The organism is Olsenella sp. KH3B4 (assembly GCA_900111695.1).
In the GTDB taxonomy this organism is placed as follows: domain Bacteria; phylum Actinomycetota; class Coriobacteriia; order Coriobacteriales; family Atopobiaceae; genus Tractidigestivibacter.
Genome location: FOHD01000001.1, coordinates 204,310 through 227,767, shown reverse-complemented (window position 1 = coordinate 227,767; position 23,458 = coordinate 204,310). Strand labels below are relative to the sequence as shown.

The 23,458-nt window shown below is 62.6% G+C and carries 24 protein-coding genes; 17 read left to right on the top strand and 7 right to left on the bottom strand.

Going from position 1 to position 23,458, the window contains the following annotated elements; genetic code table 11:
• Nucleotides 1-13: 13 nt before the first annotated feature.
• The 9 genes from BMX94_RS01055 (at nucleotide 14) to BMX94_RS01015 (ending at nucleotide 11,786) form a co-directional block, all read left to right on the top strand.
• Nucleotides 14-874, top strand: coding sequence for a formate/nitrite transporter family protein (locus BMX94_RS01055; RefSeq protein WP_091002545.1), 861 nt, complete (start codon nucleotides 14-16; stop codon nucleotides 872-874).
• A 60-nt stretch (nucleotides 875-934) separates the two neighbouring features.
• On the top strand, nucleotides 935-2,362 hold the full coding sequence (locus BMX94_RS01050) for a bifunctional folylpolyglutamate synthase/dihydrofolate synthase (RefSeq protein ID WP_091002542.1): 1,428 nt from the start codon (nucleotides 935-937) through the stop codon (nucleotides 2,360-2,362).
• A gap of 122 nt (nucleotides 2,363-2,484) precedes the next feature.
• The gene (locus BMX94_RS01045; protein WP_091002541.1) at nucleotides 2,485-3,477 is read left to right on the top strand and encodes a 3-hydroxyacyl-CoA dehydrogenase; all 993 of its coding nucleotides are present in this window, start codon (nucleotides 2,485-2,487) and stop codon (nucleotides 3,475-3,477) included.
• A gap of 226 nt (nucleotides 3,478-3,703) precedes the next feature.
• Entirely contained in the window at nucleotides 3,704-4,135 is a 432-nt protein-coding gene (locus BMX94_RS01040; protein ID WP_091002539.1) for a zinc ribbon domain-containing protein, read from the top strand.
• 520 nt (nucleotides 4,136-4,655) lie between these two features.
• Entirely contained in the window at nucleotides 4,656-6,419 is a 1,764-nt protein-coding gene (gene thrS, locus BMX94_RS01035; RefSeq protein WP_091002537.1) for a threonine--tRNA ligase, read from the top strand.
• The gene (locus tag BMX94_RS01030; protein ID WP_091002535.1) at nucleotides 6,416-7,138 is read left to right on the top strand and encodes a PLP-dependent transferase; all 723 of its coding nucleotides are present in this window, start codon (nucleotides 6,416-6,418) and stop codon (nucleotides 7,136-7,138) included. The genes thrS and BMX94_RS01030 overlap by 4 nt, the downstream gene beginning before the upstream one ends.
• Before the next feature lie 400 nt (nucleotides 7,139-7,538).
• On the top strand, nucleotides 7,539-10,157 hold the full coding sequence (gene adhE / locus BMX94_RS01025; protein ID WP_091002533.1) for a bifunctional acetaldehyde-CoA/alcohol dehydrogenase: 2,619 nt from the start codon (nucleotides 7,539-7,541) through the stop codon (nucleotides 10,155-10,157).
• 33 nt (nucleotides 10,158-10,190) lie between these two features.
• Complete coding sequence (locus BMX94_RS01020; protein ID WP_091002531.1) at nucleotides 10,191-10,967, top strand: phosphotransferase family protein; 777 nt, start codon at nucleotides 10,191-10,193, stop codon at nucleotides 10,965-10,967.
• A 138-nt stretch (nucleotides 10,968-11,105) separates the two neighbouring features.
• Entirely contained in the window at nucleotides 11,106-11,786 is a 681-nt protein-coding gene (locus tag BMX94_RS01015) for a hypothetical protein (protein ID WP_091002529.1), read from the top strand.
• A 23-nt stretch (nucleotides 11,787-11,809) separates the two neighbouring features.
• Here BMX94_RS01015 and BMX94_RS01010 read toward each other — a convergent pair whose 3' ends face one another.
• The 6 genes from BMX94_RS01010 to BMX94_RS00985 are packed head-to-tail and all read right to left on the bottom strand — an operon-like array spanning nucleotide 11,810 to nucleotide 15,499.
• Nucleotides 11,810-12,298, bottom strand: a complete 489-nt coding sequence (locus BMX94_RS01010; protein WP_091002528.1) for a dihydrofolate reductase — start codon at nucleotides 12,296-12,298, stop codon at nucleotides 11,810-11,812.
• A gap of 8 nt (nucleotides 12,299-12,306) precedes the next feature.
• Nucleotides 12,307-13,155 carry a thymidylate synthase gene (thyA, locus tag BMX94_RS01005; RefSeq protein ID WP_091002526.1) on the bottom strand — a complete coding sequence of 283 codons (849 nt, stop codon included), beginning with the start codon at nucleotides 13,153-13,155 and terminating at the stop codon, nucleotides 12,307-12,309.
• A 39-nt stretch (nucleotides 13,156-13,194) separates the two neighbouring features.
• The gene (locus tag BMX94_RS01000; protein WP_091002524.1) at nucleotides 13,195-13,635 is read right to left on the bottom strand and encodes a (deoxy)nucleoside triphosphate pyrophosphohydrolase; all 441 of its coding nucleotides are present in this window, start codon (nucleotides 13,633-13,635) and stop codon (nucleotides 13,195-13,197) included.
• A complete protein-coding gene (locus BMX94_RS00995; protein ID WP_091002522.1) occupies nucleotides 13,632-14,354 on the bottom strand; it encodes an acyl-[acyl-carrier-protein] thioesterase in 723 nt (240 codons plus the stop codon). Before BMX94_RS00995 ends, BMX94_RS01000 begins: the two co-directional genes overlap by 4 nt.
• 51 nt (nucleotides 14,355-14,405) lie before the next feature.
• The gene (locus BMX94_RS00990) at nucleotides 14,406-15,005 is read right to left on the bottom strand and encodes a putative ABC transporter permease (protein WP_091002519.1); all 600 of its coding nucleotides are present in this window, start codon (nucleotides 15,003-15,005) and stop codon (nucleotides 14,406-14,408) included.
• The gene (locus BMX94_RS00985; RefSeq protein WP_286159972.1) at nucleotides 14,999-15,499 is read right to left on the bottom strand and encodes an HD domain-containing protein; all 501 of its coding nucleotides are present in this window, start codon (nucleotides 15,497-15,499) and stop codon (nucleotides 14,999-15,001) included. Before BMX94_RS00985 ends, BMX94_RS00990 begins: the two co-directional genes overlap by 7 nt.
• A 115-nt stretch (nucleotides 15,500-15,614) precedes the next feature.
• Between BMX94_RS00985 and BMX94_RS00980 the strand changes: the two genes are divergently transcribed.
• From BMX94_RS00980 to BMX94_RS00970, 3 genes are all read left to right on the top strand, one after another.
• Nucleotides 15,615-16,247 (top strand): TetR/AcrR family transcriptional regulator, encoded by a 633-nt coding sequence (locus tag BMX94_RS00980; RefSeq protein ID WP_091002517.1) that lies wholly within the window; start codon nucleotides 15,615-15,617, stop codon nucleotides 16,245-16,247.
• Nucleotides 16,248-16,357: 110 nt separating this feature from the next.
• On the top strand, nucleotides 16,358-17,428 hold the full coding sequence (locus tag BMX94_RS00975) for a Gfo/Idh/MocA family protein (RefSeq protein WP_091002515.1): 1,071 nt from the start codon (nucleotides 16,358-16,360) through the stop codon (nucleotides 17,426-17,428).
• A gap of 107 nt (nucleotides 17,429-17,535) precedes the next feature.
• Nucleotides 17,536-18,180, top strand: a complete 645-nt coding sequence (locus tag BMX94_RS00970; protein WP_091002513.1) for a DUF4867 family protein — start codon at nucleotides 17,536-17,538, stop codon at nucleotides 18,178-18,180.
• A gap of 41 nt (nucleotides 18,181-18,221) precedes the next feature.
• On the opposite strand, the gene BMX94_RS00965 is transcribed toward BMX94_RS00970, so the two are convergent.
• Nucleotides 18,222-19,196: a diacylglycerol/lipid kinase family protein gene (locus tag BMX94_RS00965; RefSeq protein WP_091002511.1), complete on the bottom strand. Its 975-nt coding sequence runs from the start codon at nucleotides 19,194-19,196 to the stop codon at nucleotides 18,222-18,224.
• A gap of 133 nt (nucleotides 19,197-19,329) precedes the next feature.
• On the opposite strand from BMX94_RS00965, the gene rnd reads away from it, so the two are divergent.
• The 5 genes from rnd to BMX94_RS00940 all read left to right on the top strand — a co-directional run bounded on the left by rnd (nucleotide 19,330) and on the right by BMX94_RS00940 (nucleotide 23,457).
• Complete coding sequence (rnd, locus tag BMX94_RS00960) at nucleotides 19,330-20,460, top strand: ribonuclease D (RefSeq protein WP_091002509.1); 1,131 nt, start codon at nucleotides 19,330-19,332, stop codon at nucleotides 20,458-20,460.
• A 139-nt stretch (nucleotides 20,461-20,599) separates the two neighbouring features.
• Nucleotides 20,600-21,295, top strand: a complete 696-nt coding sequence (locus BMX94_RS00955) for a zinc metallopeptidase (RefSeq protein ID WP_091002507.1) — start codon at nucleotides 20,600-20,602, stop codon at nucleotides 21,293-21,295.
• A 3-nt stretch (nucleotides 21,296-21,298) separates the two neighbouring features.
• The gene (gene xseA / locus BMX94_RS00950) at nucleotides 21,299-22,657 is read left to right on the top strand and encodes an exodeoxyribonuclease VII large subunit (RefSeq protein ID WP_091002505.1); all 1,359 of its coding nucleotides are present in this window, start codon (nucleotides 21,299-21,301) and stop codon (nucleotides 22,655-22,657) included.
• Nucleotides 22,658-22,717: 60 nt separating this feature from the next.
• Nucleotides 22,718-22,999 (top strand): exodeoxyribonuclease VII small subunit, encoded by a 282-nt coding sequence (xseB, locus tag BMX94_RS00945; RefSeq protein ID WP_059054576.1) that lies wholly within the window; start codon nucleotides 22,718-22,720, stop codon nucleotides 22,997-22,999.
• Between the two features lie 110 nt (nucleotides 23,000-23,109).
• Nucleotides 23,110-23,457, top strand: coding sequence for a histidine triad nucleotide-binding protein (locus tag BMX94_RS00940; protein ID WP_091002503.1), 348 nt, complete (start codon nucleotides 23,110-23,112; stop codon nucleotides 23,455-23,457).
• Nucleotide 23,458 lies beyond the last annotated feature (1 nt).

Here is a 23,458-nt window from a genome sequence, read left to right as displayed (position 1 = left end):
GGAGGTTTGTGCCATGGCCATGCACGGTGGTGGCGGTTCTCCGATGAATATGAGTTGGGAGTGCCTCTCGACTCCGCAGGTGCTTCGCAAGGCGGCGGACGTGGGGGAAGGCAAGGCGTCCAACCCGCCCAGGCGGTCGTTTCTCCTCGCCGTGATGGCTGGCCTCTTCATAGCCACGGGTGCCGCCTGTATGCTCGTTGTGAAGTCCGACTCTAGCCTTGGGTTTGCTTCCTCGCAGATCCTAAGCGGCGTGGTCTTCTCGGTTGGCCTCTTCCTCGTGGTCGTAGCTGGGGCCGAGCTCTTCACCGGCAACAACCTCATGGTCATTGGCTATCTTTCTTGCCGATATGGCCCGGGGCGGCTCGCGGGCTCCTGGCTCATGGTCTACGCGGGCAATCTCGTGGGTTCGCTCCTTCTCGTCCTCATTCTTGTGGGCTCAGGCTTCGCGGGTCTCAATGGCGGTGCGGTTGGCGTTGCCGCTGCAGGTGTGGCCTCGTCAAAGGCATCCCTCCCGCCAATTGCGGCTTTCTGTCGGGGAATTGCGTGCAACGTGCTGGTGTGCCTTGCCGTCTGGATGTCGTTTGCCGGTCACTCTCTTGCCGACAAGTTCTTTGCCTGCGTGATGCCGGTCATGGCCTTCGTCGCGTCCGGATACGAGCACTGCGTGGCCAACATGTTCTTCTTGCCATATGGGCTCATTGTGCAGGCGCTGGGCCAGGGAGGGGATGCCACGGCTGTCCCGCTTGCGGGCGCATGCTCCAATCTCCTCTGGGTGAGCCTTGGTAATTTGGTTGGCGGTGCCATGCTTATTGGCTGTGGATACTGGCTTGCCTACCGCAAGGACATGGCTGCCGGTGTACGTTCGAATGGCTAACCTAGGGTGGCATTTCCAAGAGCTGCACGCATCATCCGCATCGAAAGGGCGATTACTAGCATGTACAGGCTTCCGTTTGACGTTTCCCCAACAACCTACGACGAGGCACTGGCAACGCTGCACTCCGCGCTGCGTTTTGGCATCTGCCCCATGCTCGAGAGCGTCGAGGACATGCTGACGGAGCTGGGAGACCCTGACCTCGCCTTCCAGAGCGTGCAGATAGCAGGCACCAACGGCAAGACATCAACCGCGCGCTTTGCTGCGGCGATTCTGCGCGGCGAGGGCCTCCGGACTGCGCTCTACACCTCGCCCGAGCTTGTGAGTTACACCGAGCGCATGGAGGTTGACGGCCGTCCCGTCTCTGGGGGTGCGTTTGCGCGCGGCATCGCGGCAGCCTTTGAGGCTGGACAGCGCGTGAATGCGCGCCGCACGGCGGCGGGCGAGAGGCCGTACGACATCACCGAGTTCGATCTGCTCACCGTTGCGGCGTGCGTGGTGTTTGCCGAGGCAGGCGTGGACGTTGCGGTGCTCGAGTGCGGCATGGGAGGACGCTGGGACGCAACCTCTGCCGTAAAGTCAATCAAGAGCGTTGCCATCACGGGGATTGGCCTCGACCACATGCGCATCCTGGGCGACACCTTGGAGAAGATCGCTGGCGAGAAGGCCGCCATCATCAAGCGTGGTCGCACCTGCGTGCTTGGCGTGGGAACGGCCACGCCCGATACCATGGAGGAAGTGTTTCTCGACCAGTGCGCCAGCGAGGGAGTGGTACCCACGCTCCTGCGTCCCGAGGACCTGGCAGACGCGGCGGGGGAGATGCACCCCGGCGTGCCCCGTGCGCACGCCGACCTCCCCCATGCGACGTATCGCGTGACCGAACGGCCAAACCGTATTGGCGGCTCGCTTGTTCTCGACGTGCGCGCCACGCGCTCGTCCTACGCAGAGGTGAGTGCCCTCAAGCCCGTCTACCAGGCAGCAAACATTGCGTGCGCGGTACAGCTGGCCGAGGACTATCTTGGCCGGCCGCTAGATGCCGAGAAGCTCTTTGATTCCGTGGTGACATGTCCCACGCCGGGTCGCTTCGACGTCCTGCGTCCCGAGCCCGTGGTTCTTGTGGACGCGTGCCACAATCCGCAGAGCGTGCAGACCTTCCTCACCGCCGTGCGAGCCGTTGCCCCTAAGGTGGAAGAGCGTCCCTCGCTTCTCTGCGCCGTTCTAGCTGACAAGGATGTCGAGGGGATCGTCCAGCTGCTTGCTCCGGAGTTCCCTCGCGTCTACTGCGCTCAGACCTCCTCTCCGCGTGCCCTTCCTGCAAGTGAACTTGCTCAGATCTTCTCGCATGCGGGCAATGCGCCCGTCGCCACGTTTGCCTCTATTCCCGAGGCGGTGAGCGCACTTGAGGGCGAGTCGTATGTGGCCTGCGGGTCAATCACTACTGCCGGCGAAGTGGCGGGCATATTTCGCCCCGGCGTACAGGCTCGCGGCTAGGTCCTGCGCGCAAGCCGTCTACCACCCATCTGGTTGCATCCGCGAACTACTCGCGCCGATGCCTGGTCCAACTACGATAGAATTGCGGTCAATATAGTTGCATTTTCGATGGGAGGACGGATATGAGCTTCAAAAAGGTTGTGGTCGCTGGCGGCGGAGTCCTCGGTTCTCAGATTGCGCTGCAGACGGCCTACTGGGGATACGACGTTACCATCTGGCTGCGCTCCGAGGGTTCTATTGGCCGCTGCCAGCCCAAGCTTGATAAGTTTGAGCAGCAGTACCTCGAGGCCATCGAGGGCATGAAGGGTGCCACGAGCGAGGACGACCCCGCCTGGTGCCCGGGCCTCGCCGATTTCGACTCGTTTGACGCCGATGAGTGCGCCGCACGCGCGCGCAAGGCGCATGACGACATGAAGCTCGAGCTCGACCTTGGCAAGGCCGTTGCCGACGCTGACCTAGTGATCGAGTCGATGGCCGAGGTGGCCGACCAGAAGGCGGACTTCTTCAAGAAGGTTGCGCCCCTCATGCCCGAGAAGACCATTATTGTTACTAACTCTTCGTCGCTTCTGCCTTCGCAGTTCACCAAGGACACCGGCCGACCCGATCGCTACCTTGCGCTGCACTTTGCCAACTCCATCTGGAAGCACAACGTGACCGAGGTGATGGTGCAAAGCGAGACGAGCGACGCCTCGTTCAACGCGGTGCTTGAATTCGCCCGCGGCATCCACATGCTGCCGCTGCCCGTGAAGAAGGAGAAGGCAGGCTACCTCCTCAACTCCCAGCTCGTGCCCTGGATGCTCTCGGGCCTTGACCTCTACGCCAACGGCATCTCAGACCCCCAGAGCATCGACAAGGCGTGGACGTCGGGCACTGGTGCCCCCAAGGGCCCCTTCCAGGTCTTCGATACCGTTGGCCTCACCACGGCGATGAACATCGTGGACCAGTACCAGAAGGTGCCCGGCATCGTGACCCCGCTGCTCAGGAAGATGATGCTGCCCTACAACTTCAAGGGCATGAAGGCTGTGCTGCAGAAGTACATCGACGAGGGCAAGCTGGGCATGGCCGCCGGGGAGGGCTTCTATAAGTACGACGAGAACGGCGACATCATCAGATAGGTGGCTGCACTGCCGACAAGACACCATATGGGCGTGTTGTTGAGGCCGCGTCCGCATTATGTGGAGAAACGCGCATTGCGTGTGCCTCAATCATGCTTGCTGCCGAGGTTGCAGGCATTCTCCGCCACATCTGATACAATCGTCAATCGCGTTTCTCGGTAGTACGTCTTTGGCAGCTGGAATCAAGACGTCGCGTACACATGTGTCAACAAGAGGAGTCCAGGGAATGCAAGACCTTATCGACCAAATTCTTACGCCCGAGGTCAGGATGGTCCTGTACCTCCTGGTTGTGTGCGTTGTGATGCTCTACGTGCTCTCCATCGTCTACGTCATTCGCGACGCCCAGCGTCGTGGCGCGGAGCCTTGGTGGATGTGGGCGATCATCTCGGTCATTCCCGTCGTTGGTCTTCTCGCCTATGTCATACTGCGTCCCAGCTCCTACCTGATTGACCGCGAGGAGCAGGACCTCGACATCGCCCTGCGCGAGCACCAGCTCTCGCACTACGGCATCTGCCCCAAGTGCGGTGCGCCCATCGACCGCGACTTTGTGGTGTGCCCCATCTGCAACACGCAGGTGAGGAACGTTTGCCCCACGTGCCACCGTCCGCTCAACGCCGACTGGAAGGTGTGCCCCTACTGCCGCACCCGCATCCAGTAGCGAGAGATACAGCGTAACGAGAAGGGCCCCGCTTCGGTGGGGCCCTTTTTCTCGCTGTGGCGTCGCCCCGGCACCGCGGGGCATATCCCCGCAGCAACGCCGCACGAATCCCAAGCCGTTTTCAGACCTTTTTCCTGCGTGTGCGTTTTGCTTCCCTGCCACAAGCGATGCTCTCTGGTGTAAAGTGTCAACTGTCTGCGTCACCGCAGGCAGCGCAGGTGGCTCTGCTCGCCGTTGGGCGGCGTCGCATGCGTCCGCAGTAGTTCCACCAATGCGTGGGGGAGTCAGTAGGGAATGCGCCACATGAGCGACGTGCACATGAACCGTCAGGCTAAGGGTGTTGTTTGTACCCATGCTTTTCTCGCCACGCGTACCACTACTACGGTAACTATCTAGGCGGCTGTCCCTCACCTGGCCTTTTGCCATGTGACAGTCGCCGTTATGCGCAGTGCCGCCCCATGCGGCCCGCAGTTCTTCTCGCTGTCAAAGTTTGGGATCTACCCCAAGGAAGAGGTTTCTCATGAAGGTTCTCTATAACGACGGACATGTGGACGAGTGCCCCGAGGACCAGGAGCTGCACGTTATTCGTCACTCCGCGGCGCACATCATGGCGCAGGCAATCAAGCGCCTGTACCCCGAGGCGGACTTTGCCTTTGGCCCGGCCACCGAGAACGGCTTCTACTACGACATCGACCTGCCCGAGGGCACCAAGATCTCCGAGGAGGACTTCCCCAAGATCGAGGCCGAGATGGCCAAGATCTGCAAGGAGAACCTCAAGTTCGAGACCTACGAGCTGCCCCGTGCCGAGGCCATTGCCCACATGCAGGAGCGTGGCGAGAAGTACAAGGTCGAGCACATCGGCGACCTTCCCGAGGATGCCCGCATCACCTTCTACAAGCAGGGCGAGTATGTTGACATGTGCGTTGGCCCGCACATCCTCTACACCAAGGCCCTCAAGGCGTTCAAGCTCACCGGCGTCTCCGGCGCCTACTGGAAGGGCGACAAGGACAACAAGATGCTCACACGCATCAACGGCGTTGCCTTCCGGAGCAAGGACGAGCTTGCCCAGTGGGAGCACATGCGCGAGGAGGCTGAGAAGCGCGACCACAGGAAGATCGGCCAGGAGATGGAGATCTTCATGATGAACGAGGCCGGTCCCGGCTTCCCGTTCTGGCTCCCCAACGGCATGCGCATCCGCAACTCCCTCATGCAGTACTGGCAGGAGATGCAGGACAAGTACGGCTACGACCAGGTCCAGACGCCGATCATCCTGTCCCGCAGCCTGTGGGAGACCTCGGGCCACTGGGACCACTACAAAGAGAACATGTACACCACCAAGATCGACGACGAGGACTACGCGATCAAGCCTATGAACTGCCCCGGCGCCTGCCTCATCTACAAGAGCAAGCCGCGCAGCTACCGTGACCTGCCGCTCAAGCTCGCCGAGGCTGGCATCGACCACCGCCACGAGCTCAAGGGCGCCCTCCACGGCCTGTTCCGCGTCCGCGAGTTCCAGCAGGACGACGCGCACCTCTTCATTCGTCCGGATCAGATTACCGAGCAGGTCACGGACGTCGCGCACCTCATCACTGCCTACTACGCGCAGTTTGGCTTCCCGTATCGCGTCGAGCTCTCTACTCGTCCCGAGAACTCCATGGGTTCCGACGAGGACTGGGAGCGCGCCGAGCAGGGCCTGAAGGACGCTCTTGAAGCCATGCACGTCGACTACAAGCTCAACCCCGGTGACGGCGCCTTCTACGGCCCCAAGATCGACTTCCACCTGCAGGACTGCCTGGGTCGCGAGTGGCAGTGCGGCACCATCCAGCTCGACTTCCAGCTCCCGCACAACTTCCAGCTCGAGTACACCGACAAGGACGGCTCCAAGAAGCAGCCCATCATGATTCACCGTGCGGGCTTTGGCTCGTTCGAGCGTTTTATCGGCATGCTTATCGAGCAGTACGCGGGCAAGTTCCCCACGTGGCTCTCGCCTTGCCAGGTTAAGGTGCTCCCCGTCTCCGAGAAGACCCGCGACTACGCCGACGAGGTTGCGCAGAAGCTTCGCGACGCCGGCGTGCGCGTGAAGGTTGACGAGCGTGACGAGAAGATCGGCTACAAGATCCGCGAGGCCCGCTCCATCGACCGCGTGCCCTACATGCTGATCCTTGGCGAGAAGGAGGCCGAGGCCGGTAACATCTCCGTGCGCGATCGTTCGAACGAGACCGTCCAGCGCGACCTCGACGAGTTCATCGCCGACGTCACCAAGGAGATTCGCGAGCGTCGATGAGACAAAGGGACAGTCCCTTTGTCTCATCGTTGCGGCGGGATGGCTTTGGCGGCTGTCCCGCCGTTTTCGTGTTGGGAGTATGCATGGCCAAACGGAGTAGCGTGTTGCGGGTTGTCTCTGCAGATGAGCTGCGGGGCGCTTTGAGCAGGGGCTTCTCGGCGCCTATCGAGCCTCTGACTGGGGTGCCCGTGACTTGCACGGACGTTCGGGGCCTCGCGGAGCGTGCGCACGAGCAGGGGCTGGCCGCGGTTTGCGACCTCTCATGCGTTGGTCGTGCCTGTGCTGCGGTGAGGCTCGGCGCGGACGTTGCCTTTGCGCCTGCGGCGGGCGCCGGCACGATGCTGGTGTGGGTTGCGCGTGGCGAGCAGGGCGTTGCCGATGCGGCTCGCGGGCTTCTCTCGGCAGGTCGTGATGCCGATGACGCGGAGCTGGCGCTTCTCGAACAGCGTGCTCACGAGTGGCGTGCGTCCTCCGACGCGGCGCAGGTGGTGGCAAGCTACCTTCTGTGCCATCCGCGTGTGGAGCGGGTTGTTTACCCGGGGTTGCGCACGGATTCGTCGTACGACGTCGCTTCTCGCACGCTTGAGAATGGCTTTGGGCCTCTGGTTGACGCGAGGCTGGTGGGGGAGGATTCCTGGCGTCGCCTCACGTGCACGTCGGGCGATCCGCTGGAGCAGGTTGGCCTTCTGGAGGAGCGGCTGCGCTCGGATTTGGCGTAAGCGCTTCTGTTGCGGAAACCCCCGCTGTGGCGTCGTTTTGGAGCTACGGGCCCCGTTCCTGCAGCAACCCCGTACGAAACCCCCGCCGTGGCGTCTCTCGGGCGCCTCAAGGCCACTTCCCGCAACCCCGGCGCCAGGGGTCTCTCGGCAACCTCCAAACACACGTTTAGACACAGATTGGTAAACGAAGCTTTCCTCTATATGCACAATTGACCGTAAGCGGTATGATTAGAGCGTCGAATGGCACCGGCGAATTATTCCGGCGCCTTTGGGCAGCCCGCGTGGGCCACCTGCGCACCGCGGGCACCGAGCTTCACCAGCACTACCTCGTTCTCTTTTACGTTCTGCAGTTAATTTCGGCGGGGCGGTCCGCCTCGCCGACTGGGGATATGGAGGTAACATGGCAAAGAAGGCTACGGTCATCGACAGCGTGGACGCGCTGGCAACACGCATCAAGGAGATGCGCGCGGCGCAGGCGGAATTCGCCACGTTCACGCAGGAGCAGGTCGATAAGATTTTCTACGCGGCTGCCATGGCTGCAAACAAGGCCCGCATCCCTCTCGCCCAGATGGCGGTTGAGGAGACTGGCATGGGCATCATGGAGGACAAGGTCATCAAGAACCACTTTGCCTCCGAGTACATCTACAACAAGTACAAGAACCTCAAGACCTGTGGCGTCATCGAGGACGACCCGGCATTTGGCTACAAGAAGATCGCCGAGCCCCTCGGCATCATCGCCGCCGTCATCCCCACCACCAACCCCACGTCCACGGCAATCTTCAAGACGCTGATCTGCCTTAAGACGAGAAACGCCATTATCATTAGCCCCCACCCGCGTGCCAAGAAGTGCACCATTGAGGCGGCGCGCATCGTGCGCGAGGCCGCAGAGGCCGCCGGTTGCCCCAAGGGCATCATCGACTGGGTGCCCGCACCCACCATCGAGCTCACCGGCGCCCTCATGAGCTCTGTCGACTGCATCCTCGCCACCGGTGGCCCGGGCATGGTTAACGCCGCCTACAGCTCCGGCAAGCCCGCCCTCGGCGTTGGCCCGGGCAACAACCCCGCCATCATCGACGACTCCGCCGACATCGAGCTCTCGGTCAACTCCATCATCCACTCCAAGACCTTCGACAACGGCATGATCTGCGCGACCGAGCAGAACGTCATCGTGGTCGACAAGGTCTACGACAAGGTGAAGGCCGAGTTCCAGAAGCGCGGCTGCTTCTTCCTGCAGGGAGACGACATAGCCAAGGTTGGCAACACCGTCATCGTGAACGGCGGCGTCAACGCCAAGATGGTCGGCCAGCCCGCCACCAAGATCGCCGCTGCCGCAGGCGTCGAGGTCCCGCCCTCGACCAAGGTCCTTATCGGCGAGGTCACCTCGGTTGACCCCTCCGAGCCCTGGGCGCACGAGAAGCTCACCACCATCCTCGGCATGTACCGCGCCAAGGACTTCGACGACGCCATCGCCAAGGCCTCCCGCCTCGTTGCCGACGGCGGCTACGGTCACACGGCCTCCCTCTTCGTCAACCCCAACGAGAAGGAGAAGATCGCCCACCACGCCGAGGTCATGAAGGCCTGCCGCATCCTCATCAACACCCCCGCTGCTATGGGTGGCATCGGCGACCTCTACAACTTCATGCTGCCCCCCTCGCTCACGCTCGGGTGCGGCTCCTGGGGCGGCAACTCCGTCTCCGGCAACGTCGGCCCCCAGCACCTTCTGAACATCAAGTCTGTGGCTGAGAGGCGTGAGAACATGCTGTGGCTCCGTACCCCCGAGAAGGTCTACTTCAAGAAGGGCTGCATGCCCGTCGCACTGCGCGAGCTCAAGGACGTCTACGGCAAGAAGCGCGCCTTCATCGTCACCGACAAGTTCCTGTACGAGAGCGGCTTCACCAAGCGCATCGAGGCGTCTCTCGACGAGATGGGCATCGCCCACGAGTCCTTCTGGTCCATCTCGCCCGACCCCAAGCTTCAGGATGCCGAGAAGGGCGAGGAGCTCCTCCGCGCCTTCCAGCCCGACACGATCATCGCCATCGGCGGCGGCTCCGCTATGGACGCCGGCAAGATCATGTGGTCCATGTACGAGAACCCCGACGAGGACTTCTCTGACATGAGCATGGACTTCATGGACATCAGGAAGCGCGTCTACACCTTCCCCAAGATGGGCAAGAAGGCCTTCTTCGTGGCCATCCCCACCTCTTCGGGTACCGGTTCCGAGGTCACGCCGTTCGCCATCATCACCGACGCCGAGACTGGCATCAAGTGGCCTATCACGGACTACGAGCTCATGCCCAACATGGCCATCGTCGACACCGACAACATGATGACCCAGCCCAAGGGCCTCACCGCCGCCTCCGGCGTGGACGTCCTCACGCACTGCCTCGAGGCCTACGTCTCGATGATGTCCTCCGACTTCACGGATTCCTTCGCCCTGCGCGGCATGAAGCTCGTCTTCCAGTACCTGCCGCGTGCCTACGACGACGGCTCCGACGTCGAGGCCCGCGACCACATGGCAAACGCCTCCACGCTGGGCGGCCTTGCCTTCGCCAACGCATTCCTGGGCGTCAACCACTCGATGGCCCACAAGCTCGGCGCGTTCCACCACATCCCGCACGGCCTGGCCAACGCCGTCATCCTGCGCCGCGTCATGCGCTACAACGCGGCCGAGCGACCCACCAAGATGGGCACCTTCCCGCAGTACGACCACCCCAAGACGCTGCACCGCTATGCGGAGGCCGGTCGCTTCTGCGGCGCCACGGGCAAGGATGACCGCGAGGTCTTCGAGAACTTCCTCACGATGATCGGCGAGCTCTTCGACCACGTGGGCGTCAAGCACACCATCGCCGAGTACGGCGTGGACGAGCAGTACTTCCTCGACACCCTCGACGACATGAGCCTGCAGGCCTTCAACGACCAGTGCACCGGTGCCAACCCGCGCTACCCGCTCGTGTCCGAGATCAAGGAGCTCTACCTCGACGCCTACTATGGTCGTCCTGCCAGCTCCTACGAGGACTAGTACAACTCAACCCGGTCACTAGGAGGCATCACCATGAAGCTTTCTGACGAGCGCGTCGAGCTCGCACGCCGCCACAACAAGGTCGTCTACAAGGATGGCAACAGGATCGTCAAGTCCTTTGTGCGCACCAAGCCCGCCGTCGACGTCTTCCGCGAGGCGCTGAACCTCGCCCGCATCGAGCAGGCCGAGGGGCTCAACACCCCCAAGGTGCTCGAGGTCTCGCAGGTCGAGGACGGCTCCTGGGCCCTTGCGTACGAGTACTTCCCCGGCCGCACCCTGCACGACCTCATGAAGGAGACCGAGGGAACGGACAAGTTCGACGAGCTTCTCCAGACCTTTGTCGACCTGCAGGTCAAGGTCCAGAACACCAAGGCCCCCGCTGCCCTCACAGGCCAGTGCGACAAGATCGTGCGCATGATCGGCCGCGTGAAGTCGCTCGACCCCTCTGCCCGCTATGACCTCCAGATGCGCGCCGACCGCCTTCGCAACGGCCGCTCCATCTGCCACGGCGACTTCAACCCCACCAACGTGGTTGTGGGCGAGGACGGCAGCCTCTTCGTGTGCGACTGGACCCACGTCACCGTTGGCCTGCCCGAGGCCGATGCGGCAATGACCTACATGCTGCTTACGCTCGAGTTCCCCGCTGCTGCCGACAAGTACCTTGAGCTCTACTCCAAGACTGCCGATATCGCCAAGCAGAAGATCAGCTACTGGCTGCCCGTTGTTGCCGCAGCCGAGCTCTCTCGCGGACGCAAGGACAACGAGGAGTTCCTCAACAACTGGATTGACGTGGCCAGCGACTACGAGTAGGCCGCTTGCACACTGCCGTCCCGTGCAACCGAGGCACCCGGCTTTTGTCGGGTGCCTCTTTCTATGCAGGGGAGGCTCGTTTCGACTAAGCTTGACTGGTTCCTTTCAGGAAGTCGTTCGCTTCGCAAGGAGTCATCCATGCATTTCTCGTCTCGTCGCCGTGCTTCGTTTGCCAAGGCGCTCTCGTGCCTTGGGATGGTCGCACTCGCCATGGTGGTGTGCCTCTCGCTTTCTGCCTGCAAGAGCGATACCGAGAAGGTCACCGAGACCGTGACGCAGTTCATGGATGGCTACGATGCCATCGTTCACCCCAAGGAGGACGACGACAAGAACGACGACGAGAAGCCCAAGGACGCCGGCGTGCCCGACCCCCAGTTTGGCGACGACGCAACCATCGCCAAGCTCGACGACTTTGGCGTTGACCCGGGGGAGTACCACAAGCACCTGCTCTCGCACTTCTCGTACCAGGTAGGAGACGTAAACGTTGCCGATGACGGCAAGACCGCCACGGCAACGGTGAGCATAACCAACGCAACGCTCTCGGACGCAATCACCAATGCCGCGGGAGACTTCGAGGCATGGATGCTCACGGACGAGATGCAGTCGACGCTTGATTCCGGCGGCAGGGCAGCGCTCGTGGACAAGCTCTTCGACTTCCTCTACCAGCGCCTCGATGCCGATGACGCAACGGTTGCCACGGCCGATGCGACGCTAAGCCTCACGAAGGACGACGATGGCGTGTGGGTCATCGATACGCCGCTTCCCAACGAGTTCTACGCTGCGCTCTACGGCGGTACCGACATCCGCACGGCCGAATGAGACAAAGGGACTGTCCCTTTGTCTCATTGCCTCGCGTACGTGACGAATGAGAAGTGCGTGCCTTTTGTCGTGGTGCCTCCGTCCTGCACGGATTCCACCTTCCATGCGGGGTCATCGTCGAGGTTGGGGAAGAACGCGTCGGCGGGCTTCTCGACGTCGAACTTCGTGACGAAGACACGCGTGCACTTGTCGAGAAGTGCCCGGTAGACTGACTCGCCGCCAATGAGCCACACCTTGTTGGGGTCATCTGCCGCCACCGCCTCGAGTGCGGCGGCCGGGGACTCCACACCCACAACGCCTTCCGGCAGAGCAGCGGGGTTATGGGTGATCACGACGTTCCTTCTCCCCTTGAGGGGGCCTCCGGGGAAGCTCTCGAGCGTGTGCCTCCCCATGACCACCGTGCCGCCCATGGTCAGCTCCACAAAGCGGTGCATGTCTGCCTTGCTGTGGACGAGAAGCGCGCCCTTATGGCCAATGCCCCAGTCCGAGCACACGGCGACGATGGCGTTCATGGAACCTCCTAGATGGCGATGGGGATGTTTCTTACCTGTGGCCCGCACTCGTAGCCCTCAACGATGAGGTCATCGGTCGTGAACTGGTAGAAGTCCGTGACCTTGGGGTTGAGGCTCACCTTGGGCGCAGCGAGGCGCGGTCGCGAGATGAGCTCTCGGATGATGGGCACGTGACGGTCGTAGATGTGGGCGTCGGCAATCATGTGCACGAGCTCGCCGGCGTTCATGTTGGAGACCTGCGCCACCATCATGAGCAGGATGGCGTACTGGCACACGTTCCAGTTGTTTGCCGCAAGCACGTCCTGGCTTCGCTGGACGAGGAGCATGTTGAGGGTGGGGCGGCTCTCGCCGGGTTCCTGCGTCACGTTGTAGATGGCGTTGTAGGCGCAGGGGTACAGGTGCATCTCGGAAAGGTCCGAGAAGGTGTAGAGGTTGGTCATGATGCGGCGGGAGTAGGGGTTCTCGCGCAGGTCCTTGAGGACGCGGTCCATCTGGTCGTAGTCGCCGTCCTCGTAGTGGGAGACCTGGCCCACCTGGTAGCCGTACGCCTTGCCAATGGAGCCCGTCTCGTCTGCCCACTCGTCCCAGATGTGGCTGTGGAGGTCGTGGACATTGTTGGACTTGCGCTGGTAGATCCAAAGGACCTCGTCCATGCAGCTCTTGAGTGCCGTTCGCCGCAGCGTGATGGCGGGGAACTCCTCACGCAAGTCATAGCGGTTGCACACGCCAAAGCGCTTGATGGTGTAGGCCGGCGTGCCGTCCTCCCAGTGGGGGCGAACCTTCTGGCCCTCGGTGGTGGTGCCATGGTCGAGGATGTCCGTGCACATGTCGACGAAAATGTCGTCTGCCTTGCTCATTGGTCTCCCTCCGGTGCGCAGCGGTGTGGATGTTCTTGCCTACAGGTGCTCTGACTCCATGATCTGGTCCCAGGCAAGCCCCAGCGTCTGGATGAGCCCCTGGTCTGCCGGAAGCCACGCTACGTCGAGAAGCTCGCCGCGTCCGAGCCAGCGAACCTCCTTATGCTCGCCGGGCTTCGCCTCTGGCTTCGCGCCTGGTGCCAGTGTGCACACGAAGCAGTCCATGACCAGATGGAACTCCGGGTAGTCGTAGGTCAGGGTGTCGAGAAGCCACATCACCTGGAGCTTGCACCCAAGCTCCTCCATGACCTCGCGACGGCAGGCCTCCTCGCTCGTCTCGCCGTCCTCGACCTTGCCTCCGGGGAACTCCCAGCCATCCATGCCATGGGCGCGCCGCGCTGCAAGGATGTGCTCGTCATGTTGGATGATTGCCGCCGCTACGTGGATAGTGGGGCGGTTCTCGTCAGACCCTGCCGTCATGCCCGTCCCTCCATCCTCACGATGGCGCGGGCCTTGCCGTCCTCGCCGTTGACGCTCACGGTGATGTCGTTGCCGCCCCCGTAGACCACGGGAGTCAAGGTGTCGCCGAGAAGCGCCATGGTGCGGTACTGCACCTCGAGGCGCTCAAGGTCAATGGTGTGCCCCTGCTCGCCGGCGGCGAGAAGGGCAAAGCGCACGTACTCGGCGTTGTTCACGTGGCGGTTGGTGTCCAGGTGCTGCTCGGTAATCACAATGGGGGAGGCAGGCGTTCCCTCTCCCTGGGGCTTCAGATGGCGCGAGATCTGCGGCAGCTCGGAAAGCCGCTCGTCTCCCTGCAGGTAGACAGACTCGCTCTGCGGGATGCTGATTACGCGCTCCTGCGAGAAGTCGTACATGTACCACTGGGAGTCAGCGCGCACGTGCGTGGTGCCGTCTGCCCCGCGAATCTCGAAGCAGCGCTCGGCCTGCAGCCGCTTCATGGCGTAGCACCAGGTGCTTGTCGTGATGGTGTCGCAGAAGTGGGGAAGCGAGTCGATCTGGATGAGCCACGAGGTCACAAACCAGCCAAGGTGGTCGTGGCGGAGCTCCTTGAGCCCCCTGCCAACCTCCTCGCACTGGAAGGTAGAACAGTCCTGCAGGTAGTTCATCATGGGCACTAGGCCAAGCACGCCGTTCTCGTCGCACTCGCTGTAGCGCACCCTGCTGTCAAATGAGTACATGCTGCCTCCGGTTTGGTAGCCAAACACTCCTCACCTTAGCAGCAAACCGGACTATCGTCTAAGTGCGATTCTCCTGCCCTTGCCATCTGCATCCTGGGCAATGACAGAGAGGGACGCGTCTGCGACAAAGGTCAGCGCGCAGGCGGCTGCAGCCGCCTCGCACGCAGGCTCTCCCCATGAAGAGAAATAGGCCAGGAGCTGTGGCTCTATGACAAAGACCACCAGCACCGAGAAAACCCCGAACACCGCCGAGGCAATGGGGCAGATAAGCCCACGGTAGTTGAGCGGCCAGCCCGTATAGTCCCACCAGCGCTTGCCAAATCGCTCCTCCAGCACGCGCCCCGTGGAATACTCGATGACGGTTGCAAGCAGGGCGCCTGCGACAAACACGGCAACGGGACTCTTGAGGTGCCCAAGAAGCACGTAGACCGCAATGGCGCCTGTGCCGTAGATGGGGCAGGCCGGGCCAAACAGAAAGCCTCGGCGTACGGGGCGGCGCTCCACAATCGAGCAGTAGATAGTCTCCCAGACCCATCCGCCCACAGAGATGGTGGCCATGGAGAGGACGAGAAGGGACAGGCCAAACGGCGAAATACTGTGTCCCGGCATTGCGGCGAGGGCGGCACATGCCGCTATGAGGCGCTCTACCATGCTGTCCCTCCGTTCTCGGCCTTGTGCCACGGCTGGCGAGCAAAGACCTCCACGGTCGAGCAGATCTTGTCGACAAGGGAGACCACCAGGGCCTCCTTGTGCCTTGGGGGAGATGGCACTAGCGGGAACATGTGGTGAGCAATGATGTCGCGCTCGAGATCGGTGAGGTCTGGGAAGTCTTTCTCGGCATTCCTCAACGCGTGGCAGGGATGGGTGAAGCCGTGCCAGTTGTCCGGAGCGGCGTTGTGGTCGTGCCAGTCGTACAGGTAGTAGTCATGCAGAAGAGCACCGCGTACCAGGGCGCGCTCGTCGCAGTGAAGCCCAAGCCACCTTACGAGGGCAAGGCTTAGGTAGGCTACGGCGGCAACGTGCTCGAGTGTGGTGGTCTGGCCGTGCTGCACGTAGCCTGCCATGAGCGCCACGCGAGGGGTAGCAAGCGTGGGGAACGAAAGCTCCTCGTAACGTTGGCGTATCTCTTCAGGAGTAGAATTCACGATTGTCTCCCTTAATCCGGAGATTCGATTTATTTCTAATTCTGGAAATAAGTATACAATTAGAAATATCGGCTGTACATGGGATGCGTCGCATCGTTCTTGAGAGGTGACAGAGATGGGCGTCCAGGCTGCGGGACATATCGACCTTCGCATCAAGCGCTCACAGGCCGCCATACGAGCGGCCGTTGTCTCGCTGTTCTCCGAGAAGCCAACGCAGGACATCACGGCAAAGGACGTAGCCGATCGCGCGCTCATCAACAAGAAGACCTTCTACGCCCACTACCCAAGCGTCCGCGCCGTTCTTCTGGAGATAGAGAACGACGCGGTAAGCGAGGTCTCCGGCATTGTGGAGTCGGGTGACGTACGCACGCCTGCGGGCCTCTCAAAGGTGCTCTCACAGCTCAAGGCCCTTGCTGCCGACGGTGCCACGGCTTTTGGTTCCCTTGCCCGCACGCCAGCCCGCACGCTCCTGTCCGAGCGCCTCAGGAGGGAGCTCTCGGGGCGTCTGTGCAGGCTCTCCGAGGTCTCGGTCCAGGTTTCCGAGTCATTCTCCTCGAGGCTCTCATGTGCCGTGGACTTTGCCGCAGGCGGCATTGTGAGCTTGCTTGGCAGTTGGCTCTTGGGCGAGCGAAGCATGAGCGAGGACGAGCTCTCCCAGACGGTGATTCAATCCGTGCAGTCCTGCCTTGGCTCTGTTCGTTCTATGGCTGCTGTTCCCGCAGCCGACCCCACCGCCCAGGCCCACTGACGCCCCCACGCCCGCTGTTCTAGAATCGTTGCCAATGAGGGGGCGTCCTCCTGGGTCTCGCCGTTTGGGACTCCGGCGCTCCTGACGTTCGCACGGGAAGGGGCGCCAGTATGGCAAAAGGGCAGAGGGTTCGCATCGCAACCATAGGAACGAGCGGCATTTGCCAGAGGTTCCTCGACGCGCTCGGCTCCTATGATGGCGCCGAATACGTGGGCGCCTATTCGAGAGACCTCTCTCGGGCGCGGTCGTTCTCCCAGGAGCACTGCGGGTCGCTCGCCTTTGACTCCCTTGAGGACTTGGGTTCCTCTCCCGACGTCGATGCCGTCTACATCAGCTCGCCCAACGCCGTGCATGCCTCGCAGGCGCTCGCGCTTGTCCGCGCGGGAAAGCACGTGCTAGTTGAGAAGTCCTTCGCCTCCAATGCGCGTGAGGCAAAGCGTGTGTTCGATGCAGCCTCTGAGCAGGGCGTCATTGCCATGGAGGCAATGCGCTCCATCCATACCCCCGGCTTTAGGGCCGTCGCGGAGACCGTTCCGCAGCTGGGTGATGTGCGTCTTGCCCAGATGGGCTTCGCAAAGGTGACGTCGCGTATCACACGTCTGAGGGCGGGGGAGCGCCTCAACGTCTTTGACCCGCGCCTTTCCGGGGGAAGCCTCATGGACATTGGCGTCTACTGCGTCGAGCCCGCCATGGCGCTCTTTGGGCGCCCCTCCTCGGTGAGTGCGTCGTTTGTCACGACCTCCGTGCCGGGCGAGCCCGAGGGCTCACCCTACAGGATGGTTGACGTTGCCGGTGCGTTGCTTCTGGGGTATGGCGATAAGTCCGTGACGCTCTCGTTTGGCAAGGTTTCGGACGACCTCGCGCCCTGCCAGATCGAGGGCGAGCGGGCAACTCTCATCTACCAGGACATCACCAAGCCGCACGGCCTCCGCGTTGTCGAGCACATTGACCGTGGCATGACCTGGGGGACCGTGGGAGGATCCGAGCGCAAGGTTTTGGTCGAGAACCCCGAGAACGACATGCTCTGCGAGCTTGTGGACTTCTGCGATGCCGTGCGAGGCGATGCGGCTGCGGTCGAGCGCGCCTACATGTGGACGCGGGTCACGCTCGAGTCCCTAAGGGTGATGGACGCGGCGCGCGAGCAGGCAGGCGTTCGCTTTCCCGCCGACGACGCGGTGTAACCCCGTCCAACGCTTCTCCCCGCCACACACCGGACAGTCGGTGTCTGCCATGCAGGGCCGCCCTAGGATGTTGATCGGTCTTGTTGACTCGTTGGTTGGAGGAGAGCATGGATATTCTCTCGTGCAGGGACCCTAAGTTCCGCGAGTACGGGGCGGTGTGGGATGACATCCCGGGCAACATCGTGGACTCCCTGGTGGACGCAGTGGAGAAGAACGTCGAGATGCCGGATGGGCTTGAATACAAGCCGGAGATTCCTGCGATCCACGAGGCGGCTGGCGTGGGAGAGCTTGCCAGGACCCTCGTGGGAGGTCTTGACGTCCAGGTGGGTGCCGTTGCCGGGCACAACACGTTCCTGAACTCCCTCGAGTACCACCGCACGAGTGAGTTCAACATGCCCGTGTCGACCGACTGCGTCATGCTCTTTGGGCATCAGTGGGACATCGTTGACGGGGTCTTCGACACGTCAGACGTGGTCGCCTTCCGGGTGCCCGCGCGCACCATGGTCGAGATCTACGCGACGACCTTGCATTACGCGCCCATTGACATCGCAGGCGCCGGCTACAAGATTGCGGTCATACTCCCGAAGGGCGTCAACACCGAGAAGCCCAGCCTTGCTGTTGAGTGCGGTGACTCTGGGCTGCTCTTTGGCTGCAGCAAGTACGTGCTCGCGCACCCGGAGAGCCCAGATGCCGCCGCAGGTGCCAAGGTCGCTCTCAAGGGCGAGAACTACTGCCTGAAGCTTTCAGAGTAAACCTTCGTATATGGTGGCGGGCGCCGGTGGCGCCCGCTGCGCTACTCCTTGGGAAACGCTATCTCGTCGGCATCCGTGAAGCGCGCGGGGGCGTCTGAGCTGGGCTGGTACGAGCTCATGCTGTCAACCACGAGGTTGCACACCCCGGGAAGGACCCTGGCGTGGTACTCGGTGACGCCGGAGCTCACTACATCACCATCGACCTCGAGCGGAACGGGCTCCTCTGTGCGCACCGTGATCCCTCGACCGCGGAATGCCTCAAGGTGCGGTCGGCCAATGGACTTGCCCGTCTTGTCGACGATGCCAAAGAAGAGGGGGCGCAGCACCTGGGCCGCGTCCTGCGTTTCGATGACGATGACGTCGAGTAGCCCGTCGTCCATCCGGCAGTCAGGCACAATCTGGATGTCACCCTGAATCATCGCGTTGTTCGCCACCATGCAGGAGATGCCGCGGCGATGGTACTCCTGGCCGTCCACTATGATGGTGAACTCCTCGATCGTGGGACGCGGGTTGGCAAAGGCGGCGGCGAAGTAGGCCGCCTGGCCCATGGCAGCCTTGTTTGGCAGTGCGGCCTCCATGAGCTGGGCGTCAAACCCCGTGCCGGACATGAGGCCAAAGCCCTTCACGTGCGTGTTGCCCTGCTCGTCATCCCATGTGATCTCGCCAAGGTCCACGCTCGCGGTATGCCCCACGCGGCAGGCTCGGGCGAGGGCGGCAGGCTCTGGTGCGTTGCCGATGTTTGCGAAGAGCAGGTTTGCCGTACCCGAGGGGAACACGCAGACGGGCACGCTGTGGTTGCGTAGGGCGTAGAGCAGCCCGGTTACCGAGCCGTCGCCCCCGGAGAGCACGCAGATGTCGAAGTCGTCGACGTCGCGCACGACATCTGCGGGCTCAAAGTCTGGGGCAAGGGCGCGAAACGTGCACTCGTCGCCGGCGTGGACAAGGGCGCGCTCGAACTCGAAGATGGCATCGGAGCCAAAGCCCGACAAAGGGTTGTGGATGATGACGCTGCGCATGATGATCCTCCCCGGTCCCCCAGCAAGGGATAGCATGTATCATGTTCCGGGCGCCGGCCCCCCGCCGGGCCACATGCACATGGTAGCCCAACGCCAGGACCTTTGGCTAACACCTTTGAGCTGGGAGAGTCGAGTGTACATATCCACAAGCGATGAACTGAGTGCCTTCTGCGAGCGAATTGGCAACGAGCGCGTCATTGCCGTGGACACGGAGTTTCTCCGCGAGAGGACCTACTATCCCAAGCTCTGTCTCGTGCAGGTTGGCACGCCCACGGAGATTGGCGCCATCGACCCCATCCTCATCGAGGACCTCTCGCCCCTGGCGAGCATCTTCGCAGACGATCGGGTCACGAAGGTGTTCCATGCCTGCGGGCAGGACCTCGAGGTTATTCTCGACGGCATGGGCGTGACCTGCGCCTCGGTTTTCGACACGCAGGTTGCCGCCGCATTCCTAGGCATGCGACAGCAGGTGAGCTACGCGTCTCTGGTCGAGGCCTACGCCGGCGTGAGGCTTCCCAAGGCCGAGTCGCTCACGGACTGGTCGCGCCGCCCGCTCGATCCAGAGCAGCTCACGTATGCCGAGGATGACGTGCGCTACCTGCCCGCCATCTACGACCGCATGATGGAGCAGCTTGTCGAGAAGGACCGTCTCGCCTGGGTGCAGCCCGAGATGGCCGAGGTGACCGACCCCTCTCACATGCACCGGAATCCTCGCGAGGCCTACCTCAGGCTCAAGCGCTCGGGTTCCCTCACGCGCCGTCAACTCGCTATTGCCCGCGAGGTCTGTGCGTGGCGCGAGCAGACAGCGGCAGGTCACGACGTGCCCCGCAAGTGGGTTCTCTCGGACGAGGTGGTGGTCGAGGTCTGTAAGCGCGCACCGCGCAGCCGTGAACGCCTACGTAAGATTCGTGGTACCGACCAGTTGGGCGAGAAGGACGTGCGCGACCTTCTCGATGCCGTCCGCGTAGGCGAGGAGGTCCCCGGTTCCGCGTGCCCGCAGCAGGAGCGCCATTCTCACCCATCTGCCGAGCTGGAGAGCGTGGTTGACCTCATGGTGGCCCTCGTGAGGATTGTCTCCGAGAAGTCCGGCATCGCGACGCAGCTCATAGCCACAAGGGATGACCTGGTGGAGTTTGCTCAGGACCGCTCGAAGTCGCGCCTCGCGACCGGCTGGCGCCACGAGCTGGCGGGTAGGCAGCTCGAGAGCCTGCTTGAGGGATCAGTTGGCCTCACGGTGCGTGACGGCCGAATCGAGGTCATCTAGCGGGTCTCGAGCTTTGGCTGGTTCGGCTGGCTGGCGCCTTACGTGCGCTATTTGTGTCGCGCGGCTTCTGTATCATCGTTGGCGTCGGACGGCCTTGGGTACATATGTCCCACGGCCCCCAACGATTGGAGCTTTTCACATGGGCTATTACACGTACGGGTACGGAATCGACTTTGCCTACTACGGCATCGTGATTCTCTCCCTCTTCTTGGGGCTCATCACCCAGTCCTACATCAAGCGCAAGTATGAGCGCTGGTCCAAGGTCGATGCCTCGTTTAACGGCACCGGTGCGGACGTTGCGCGTCAGATGCTCAATGAGGGCGGCGCCTCAAGTGTGGGCATCACCTCGGTTCCCGGGCACCTTACCGACTACTACGATCCGCGCGACAACAACCTGCACCTTTCCCAGGAGAACATGCGCGGCGGTTCCGTGGCCTCCGTTGCCGTGGCATGCCACGAGGCGGGGCACGCGGTGCAGCGCGCCAAGAACTACGCTCCCATGCGCGTAAGGACGGCGCTCGTGCCGGTGGTGAACTTCTCGCAGAACGTCTGGATGCTGGTTTTTCTCGCCGGCGTCTTCATGAACGCTGTGGGCCTTGTGCGCATTGCCATCGTGCTTTTTGCCTTTTCGGTCATCTTCCAGCTGGTCACACTTCCGGTAGAGATTAACGCCTCGAGGCGCGCCGTGCAGTTCCTCGAGACGCACGGCCAGGGGATAGACCGCCAGGGTGCCAAGGAGGTGCTCACGGCGGCGGCGCTCACCTATGTCGCTGCGGCGCTCGTCTCGGTGGTGCAGCTGCTCTACCTCATAGGTCGTACCGATAGGAGGGACTAGCCCATGGTGGGCACCAAGGAGGAGCCGCTCTCGGTAACCGAGGCGGTGCAGGTGGCAAAGGGCCAGGTGGCGCAGATTCCCACCTTGGTGGTCATGGGAGAGGTGAGCGGCTTCCGCGGGCCCAATGCCCGCTCGGGGCACTGCTACTTCGAGGTCAAGGATGCCACCGCATCCATGTCGACCATCGCCTGGCGCGGTGTGTACCGCGACTTTGTCGAGACCTCGGGCACGCAGCTGCGCGACGGCTTGCAGATCCAGATATCGGGCGCCTTCGACGTCTACCAGAACACGGGCAAGCTCTCGTTTGTCGCCAAACACATCACGGTGGCGGGGGAGGGGCTTCTCCGCCAGCAGGTTGCCGAGCTTGCACGCAAGCTGGAGCGCGAGGGGCTCATGGACCTCGCCCGCAAACGGCACATCCCTGCCTTCTGCACGCGCGTCTGCGTTGTCACGTCGCTTTCCGGTAGCGTAATCGAGGACGTCAAGCGCACGTTGCGGAGAAGAAATCCGCTGGTCCAGATAGATGCCGTTGGTTGCGCCGTGCAGGGAAAGCATGCCCCGGCAACCATCATCCGCGCGCTTGAGGTTGCCGCCGCCTCGCGGCCGGACGCAATCCTGCTGGTACGTGGCGGTGGCTCCTTCGAGGACCTCATGTGCTTTAACGACGAGCAGCTCGCCCGCGCCGTCGCGGCCTGCCCCGTTCCCGTGATCACGGGCATTGGCCACGAGCCGGACACGTCGATCTGCGACATGGTCTCTGACAGGCGCTGCTCCACGCCCACGGCGGCAGCGGAGTCCGTGGCGCCTGCCATGAACGAGATTGAGACCCTCATTAACCAGCGCGGCGTTCGCCTGGGTAATGCCATGGCAGCTACGCTGCAGGCAGACGCCAACGCCGTGGACGCCCTCGGCGAGAGGGCCACGCGATCCATGGAGGCGGGTCTCTCTCGTCTCTCGGTCTATGTGGACTCACTTGCGTCGCGGCGCTGCCTCACCGATCCTATGGCCACGTTGGAGGACCGCGCTCGCACGCTAGACCTCACCGAGGAGAGGCTGCATGCCGCAATCCCCAAGGCGCTCGCACGATCCTGCGAGCGTGTCGAGAGTGACGCGCATCGCCTGTCCGTGGCAGGCCGGGGCCTTCTGCGTCCGTACCAGACGTCCGTGGCGCGGCATGCGGCAACGCTCGACGCGCTCTCGCCGCTTAAGGTCTTGGGCCGCGGCTACGCCCTTGCCCGAGACGCCGAGGGGCATGTGCTCTCCAATACGTCCCAGGTAGAAGTGGGCGAGAGTATCCTCGTCCTCCTTGGCCAGGGGGAGCTTGGGGCTACGGTGACCAGTGTGGGCCAGGCCGCGTCGTAGGACAACTTGTCACACGTTCAATGCGAACACGCGGCTTTGCCGCGAGGAAGGGAGACAAAGATGGCAGACGACGCCACCAAGGACACAAGGAAGGTGGAGGACCTCAGCTTCAAGGAGGCCTCCGTCGAGCTTGAGCAGATCGTGCGCTCGCTCGAGGCGGGCGACCTTGAGCTCGAGGAGTCGCTCGAGCGCTACAGCAGGGGCGTGGAACTCCTGAAGAGCCTGCGTGAGCGCCTTGCCAACGCAGAGCAGAAGGTGCGCGTGCTTCTCGACGCCACCGACGAGGACGCCCCCGTTACCGACACCACCGCGGCACCCTCCACGGCCTACCTGGACGACTAGCTCCACGGCGGGATTGAGTTGCCCGGCAATGGAATCCCATTGCCGGGCAACGGGATTCCATTGCCCGGCAGGAAAATCCCGCACACATGGGACGAGATAAGGAGTAAGAAATGTCAGACTGCCTCTTCTGCAAGATTGCGAACGGCGAGATTCCCACCAAGTTCCTGTACGAGGACGATCTTGTGGTCGCCTTCCCGGACATCAACCCGCTCACGCCCACTCACGTGCTCGTGGTTCCCAAGAAGCACTACGAGAACATCACCGACAACGTTCCCGCCGAGACGCTCGCCGCCATCGCGCACGCGGTGAAGGTCGTTGCGGAGCAGACGGGCATAGACAAGACCGGCTTCCGCTGCATTACCAATACCGGCGACGACGGCGGCCAGTCAGTGCATCACCTTCACGTCCATGTGCTTGGCGGCCGCAAGCTCGATCCCACTGCAGGGGAGGGGAAGTAGC

Excerpts from the sequence above, each read along its gene's own strand:
- xseB (WP_059054576.1), top strand. The coding sequence starts at position 22,718 with ATGGCAGACGACGCCACCAAGGACACAAGGAAGGTGGAGGACCTCAGC.
- BMX94_RS01030 (WP_091002535.1), top strand. The coding sequence starts at position 6,416 with ATGAGACAAAGGGACAGTCCCTTTGTCTCATCGTTGCGGCGGGATGGC.
- BMX94_RS00990 (WP_091002519.1), bottom strand. The coding sequence starts at position 15,005 with ATGGTAGAGCGCCTCATAGCGGCATGTGCCGCCCTCGCCGCAATGCCG.
- BMX94_RS00965 (WP_091002511.1), bottom strand. The coding sequence starts at position 19,196 with ATGCGCAGCGTCATCATCCACAACCCTTTGTCGGGCTTTGGCTCCGAT.
- BMX94_RS01000 (WP_091002524.1), bottom strand. The coding sequence starts at position 13,635 with ATGACGGCAGGGTCTGACGAGAACCGCCCCACTATCCACGTAGCGGCG.
- thrS (WP_091002537.1), top strand. The coding sequence starts at position 4,656 with ATGAAGGTTCTCTATAACGACGGACATGTGGACGAGTGCCCCGAGGAC.
- thyA (WP_091002526.1), bottom strand. The coding sequence starts at position 13,155 with ATGAGCAAGGCAGACGACATTTTCGTCGACATGTGCACGGACATCCTC.
- BMX94_RS00975 (WP_091002515.1), top strand. The coding sequence starts at position 16,358 with ATGGCAAAAGGGCAGAGGGTTCGCATCGCAACCATAGGAACGAGCGGC.
- BMX94_RS01055 (WP_091002545.1), top strand. The coding sequence starts at position 14 with ATGGCCATGCACGGTGGTGGCGGTTCTCCGATGAATATGAGTTGGGAG.
- BMX94_RS00995 (WP_091002522.1), bottom strand. The coding sequence starts at position 14,354 with ATGTACTCATTTGACAGCAGGGTGCGCTACAGCGAGTGCGACGAGAAC.
- BMX94_RS01045 (WP_091002541.1), top strand. The coding sequence starts at position 2,485 with ATGAGCTTCAAAAAGGTTGTGGTCGCTGGCGGCGGAGTCCTCGGTTCT.
- xseA (WP_091002505.1), top strand. The coding sequence starts at position 21,299 with ATGGTGGGCACCAAGGAGGAGCCGCTCTCGGTAACCGAGGCGGTGCAG.
- BMX94_RS00955 (WP_091002507.1), top strand. The coding sequence starts at position 20,600 with ATGGGCTATTACACGTACGGGTACGGAATCGACTTTGCCTACTACGGC.
- BMX94_RS00970 (WP_091002513.1), top strand. The coding sequence starts at position 17,536 with ATGGATATTCTCTCGTGCAGGGACCCTAAGTTCCGCGAGTACGGGGCG.
- BMX94_RS01050 (WP_091002542.1), top strand. The coding sequence starts at position 935 with ATGTACAGGCTTCCGTTTGACGTTTCCCCAACAACCTACGACGAGGCA.
- adhE (WP_091002533.1), top strand. The coding sequence starts at position 7,539 with ATGGCAAAGAAGGCTACGGTCATCGACAGCGTGGACGCGCTGGCAACA.
- BMX94_RS00940 (WP_091002503.1), top strand. The coding sequence starts at position 23,110 with ATGTCAGACTGCCTCTTCTGCAAGATTGCGAACGGCGAGATTCCCACC.
- BMX94_RS01020 (WP_091002531.1), top strand. The coding sequence starts at position 10,191 with ATGAAGCTTTCTGACGAGCGCGTCGAGCTCGCACGCCGCCACAACAAG.
- BMX94_RS01015 (WP_091002529.1), top strand. The coding sequence starts at position 11,106 with ATGCATTTCTCGTCTCGTCGCCGTGCTTCGTTTGCCAAGGCGCTCTCG.
- BMX94_RS01040 (WP_091002539.1), top strand. The coding sequence starts at position 3,704 with ATGCAAGACCTTATCGACCAAATTCTTACGCCCGAGGTCAGGATGGTC.
- BMX94_RS01010 (WP_091002528.1), bottom strand. The coding sequence starts at position 12,298 with ATGAACGCCATCGTCGCCGTGTGCTCGGACTGGGGCATTGGCCATAAG.
- BMX94_RS00980 (WP_091002517.1), top strand. The coding sequence starts at position 15,615 with ATGGGCGTCCAGGCTGCGGGACATATCGACCTTCGCATCAAGCGCTCA.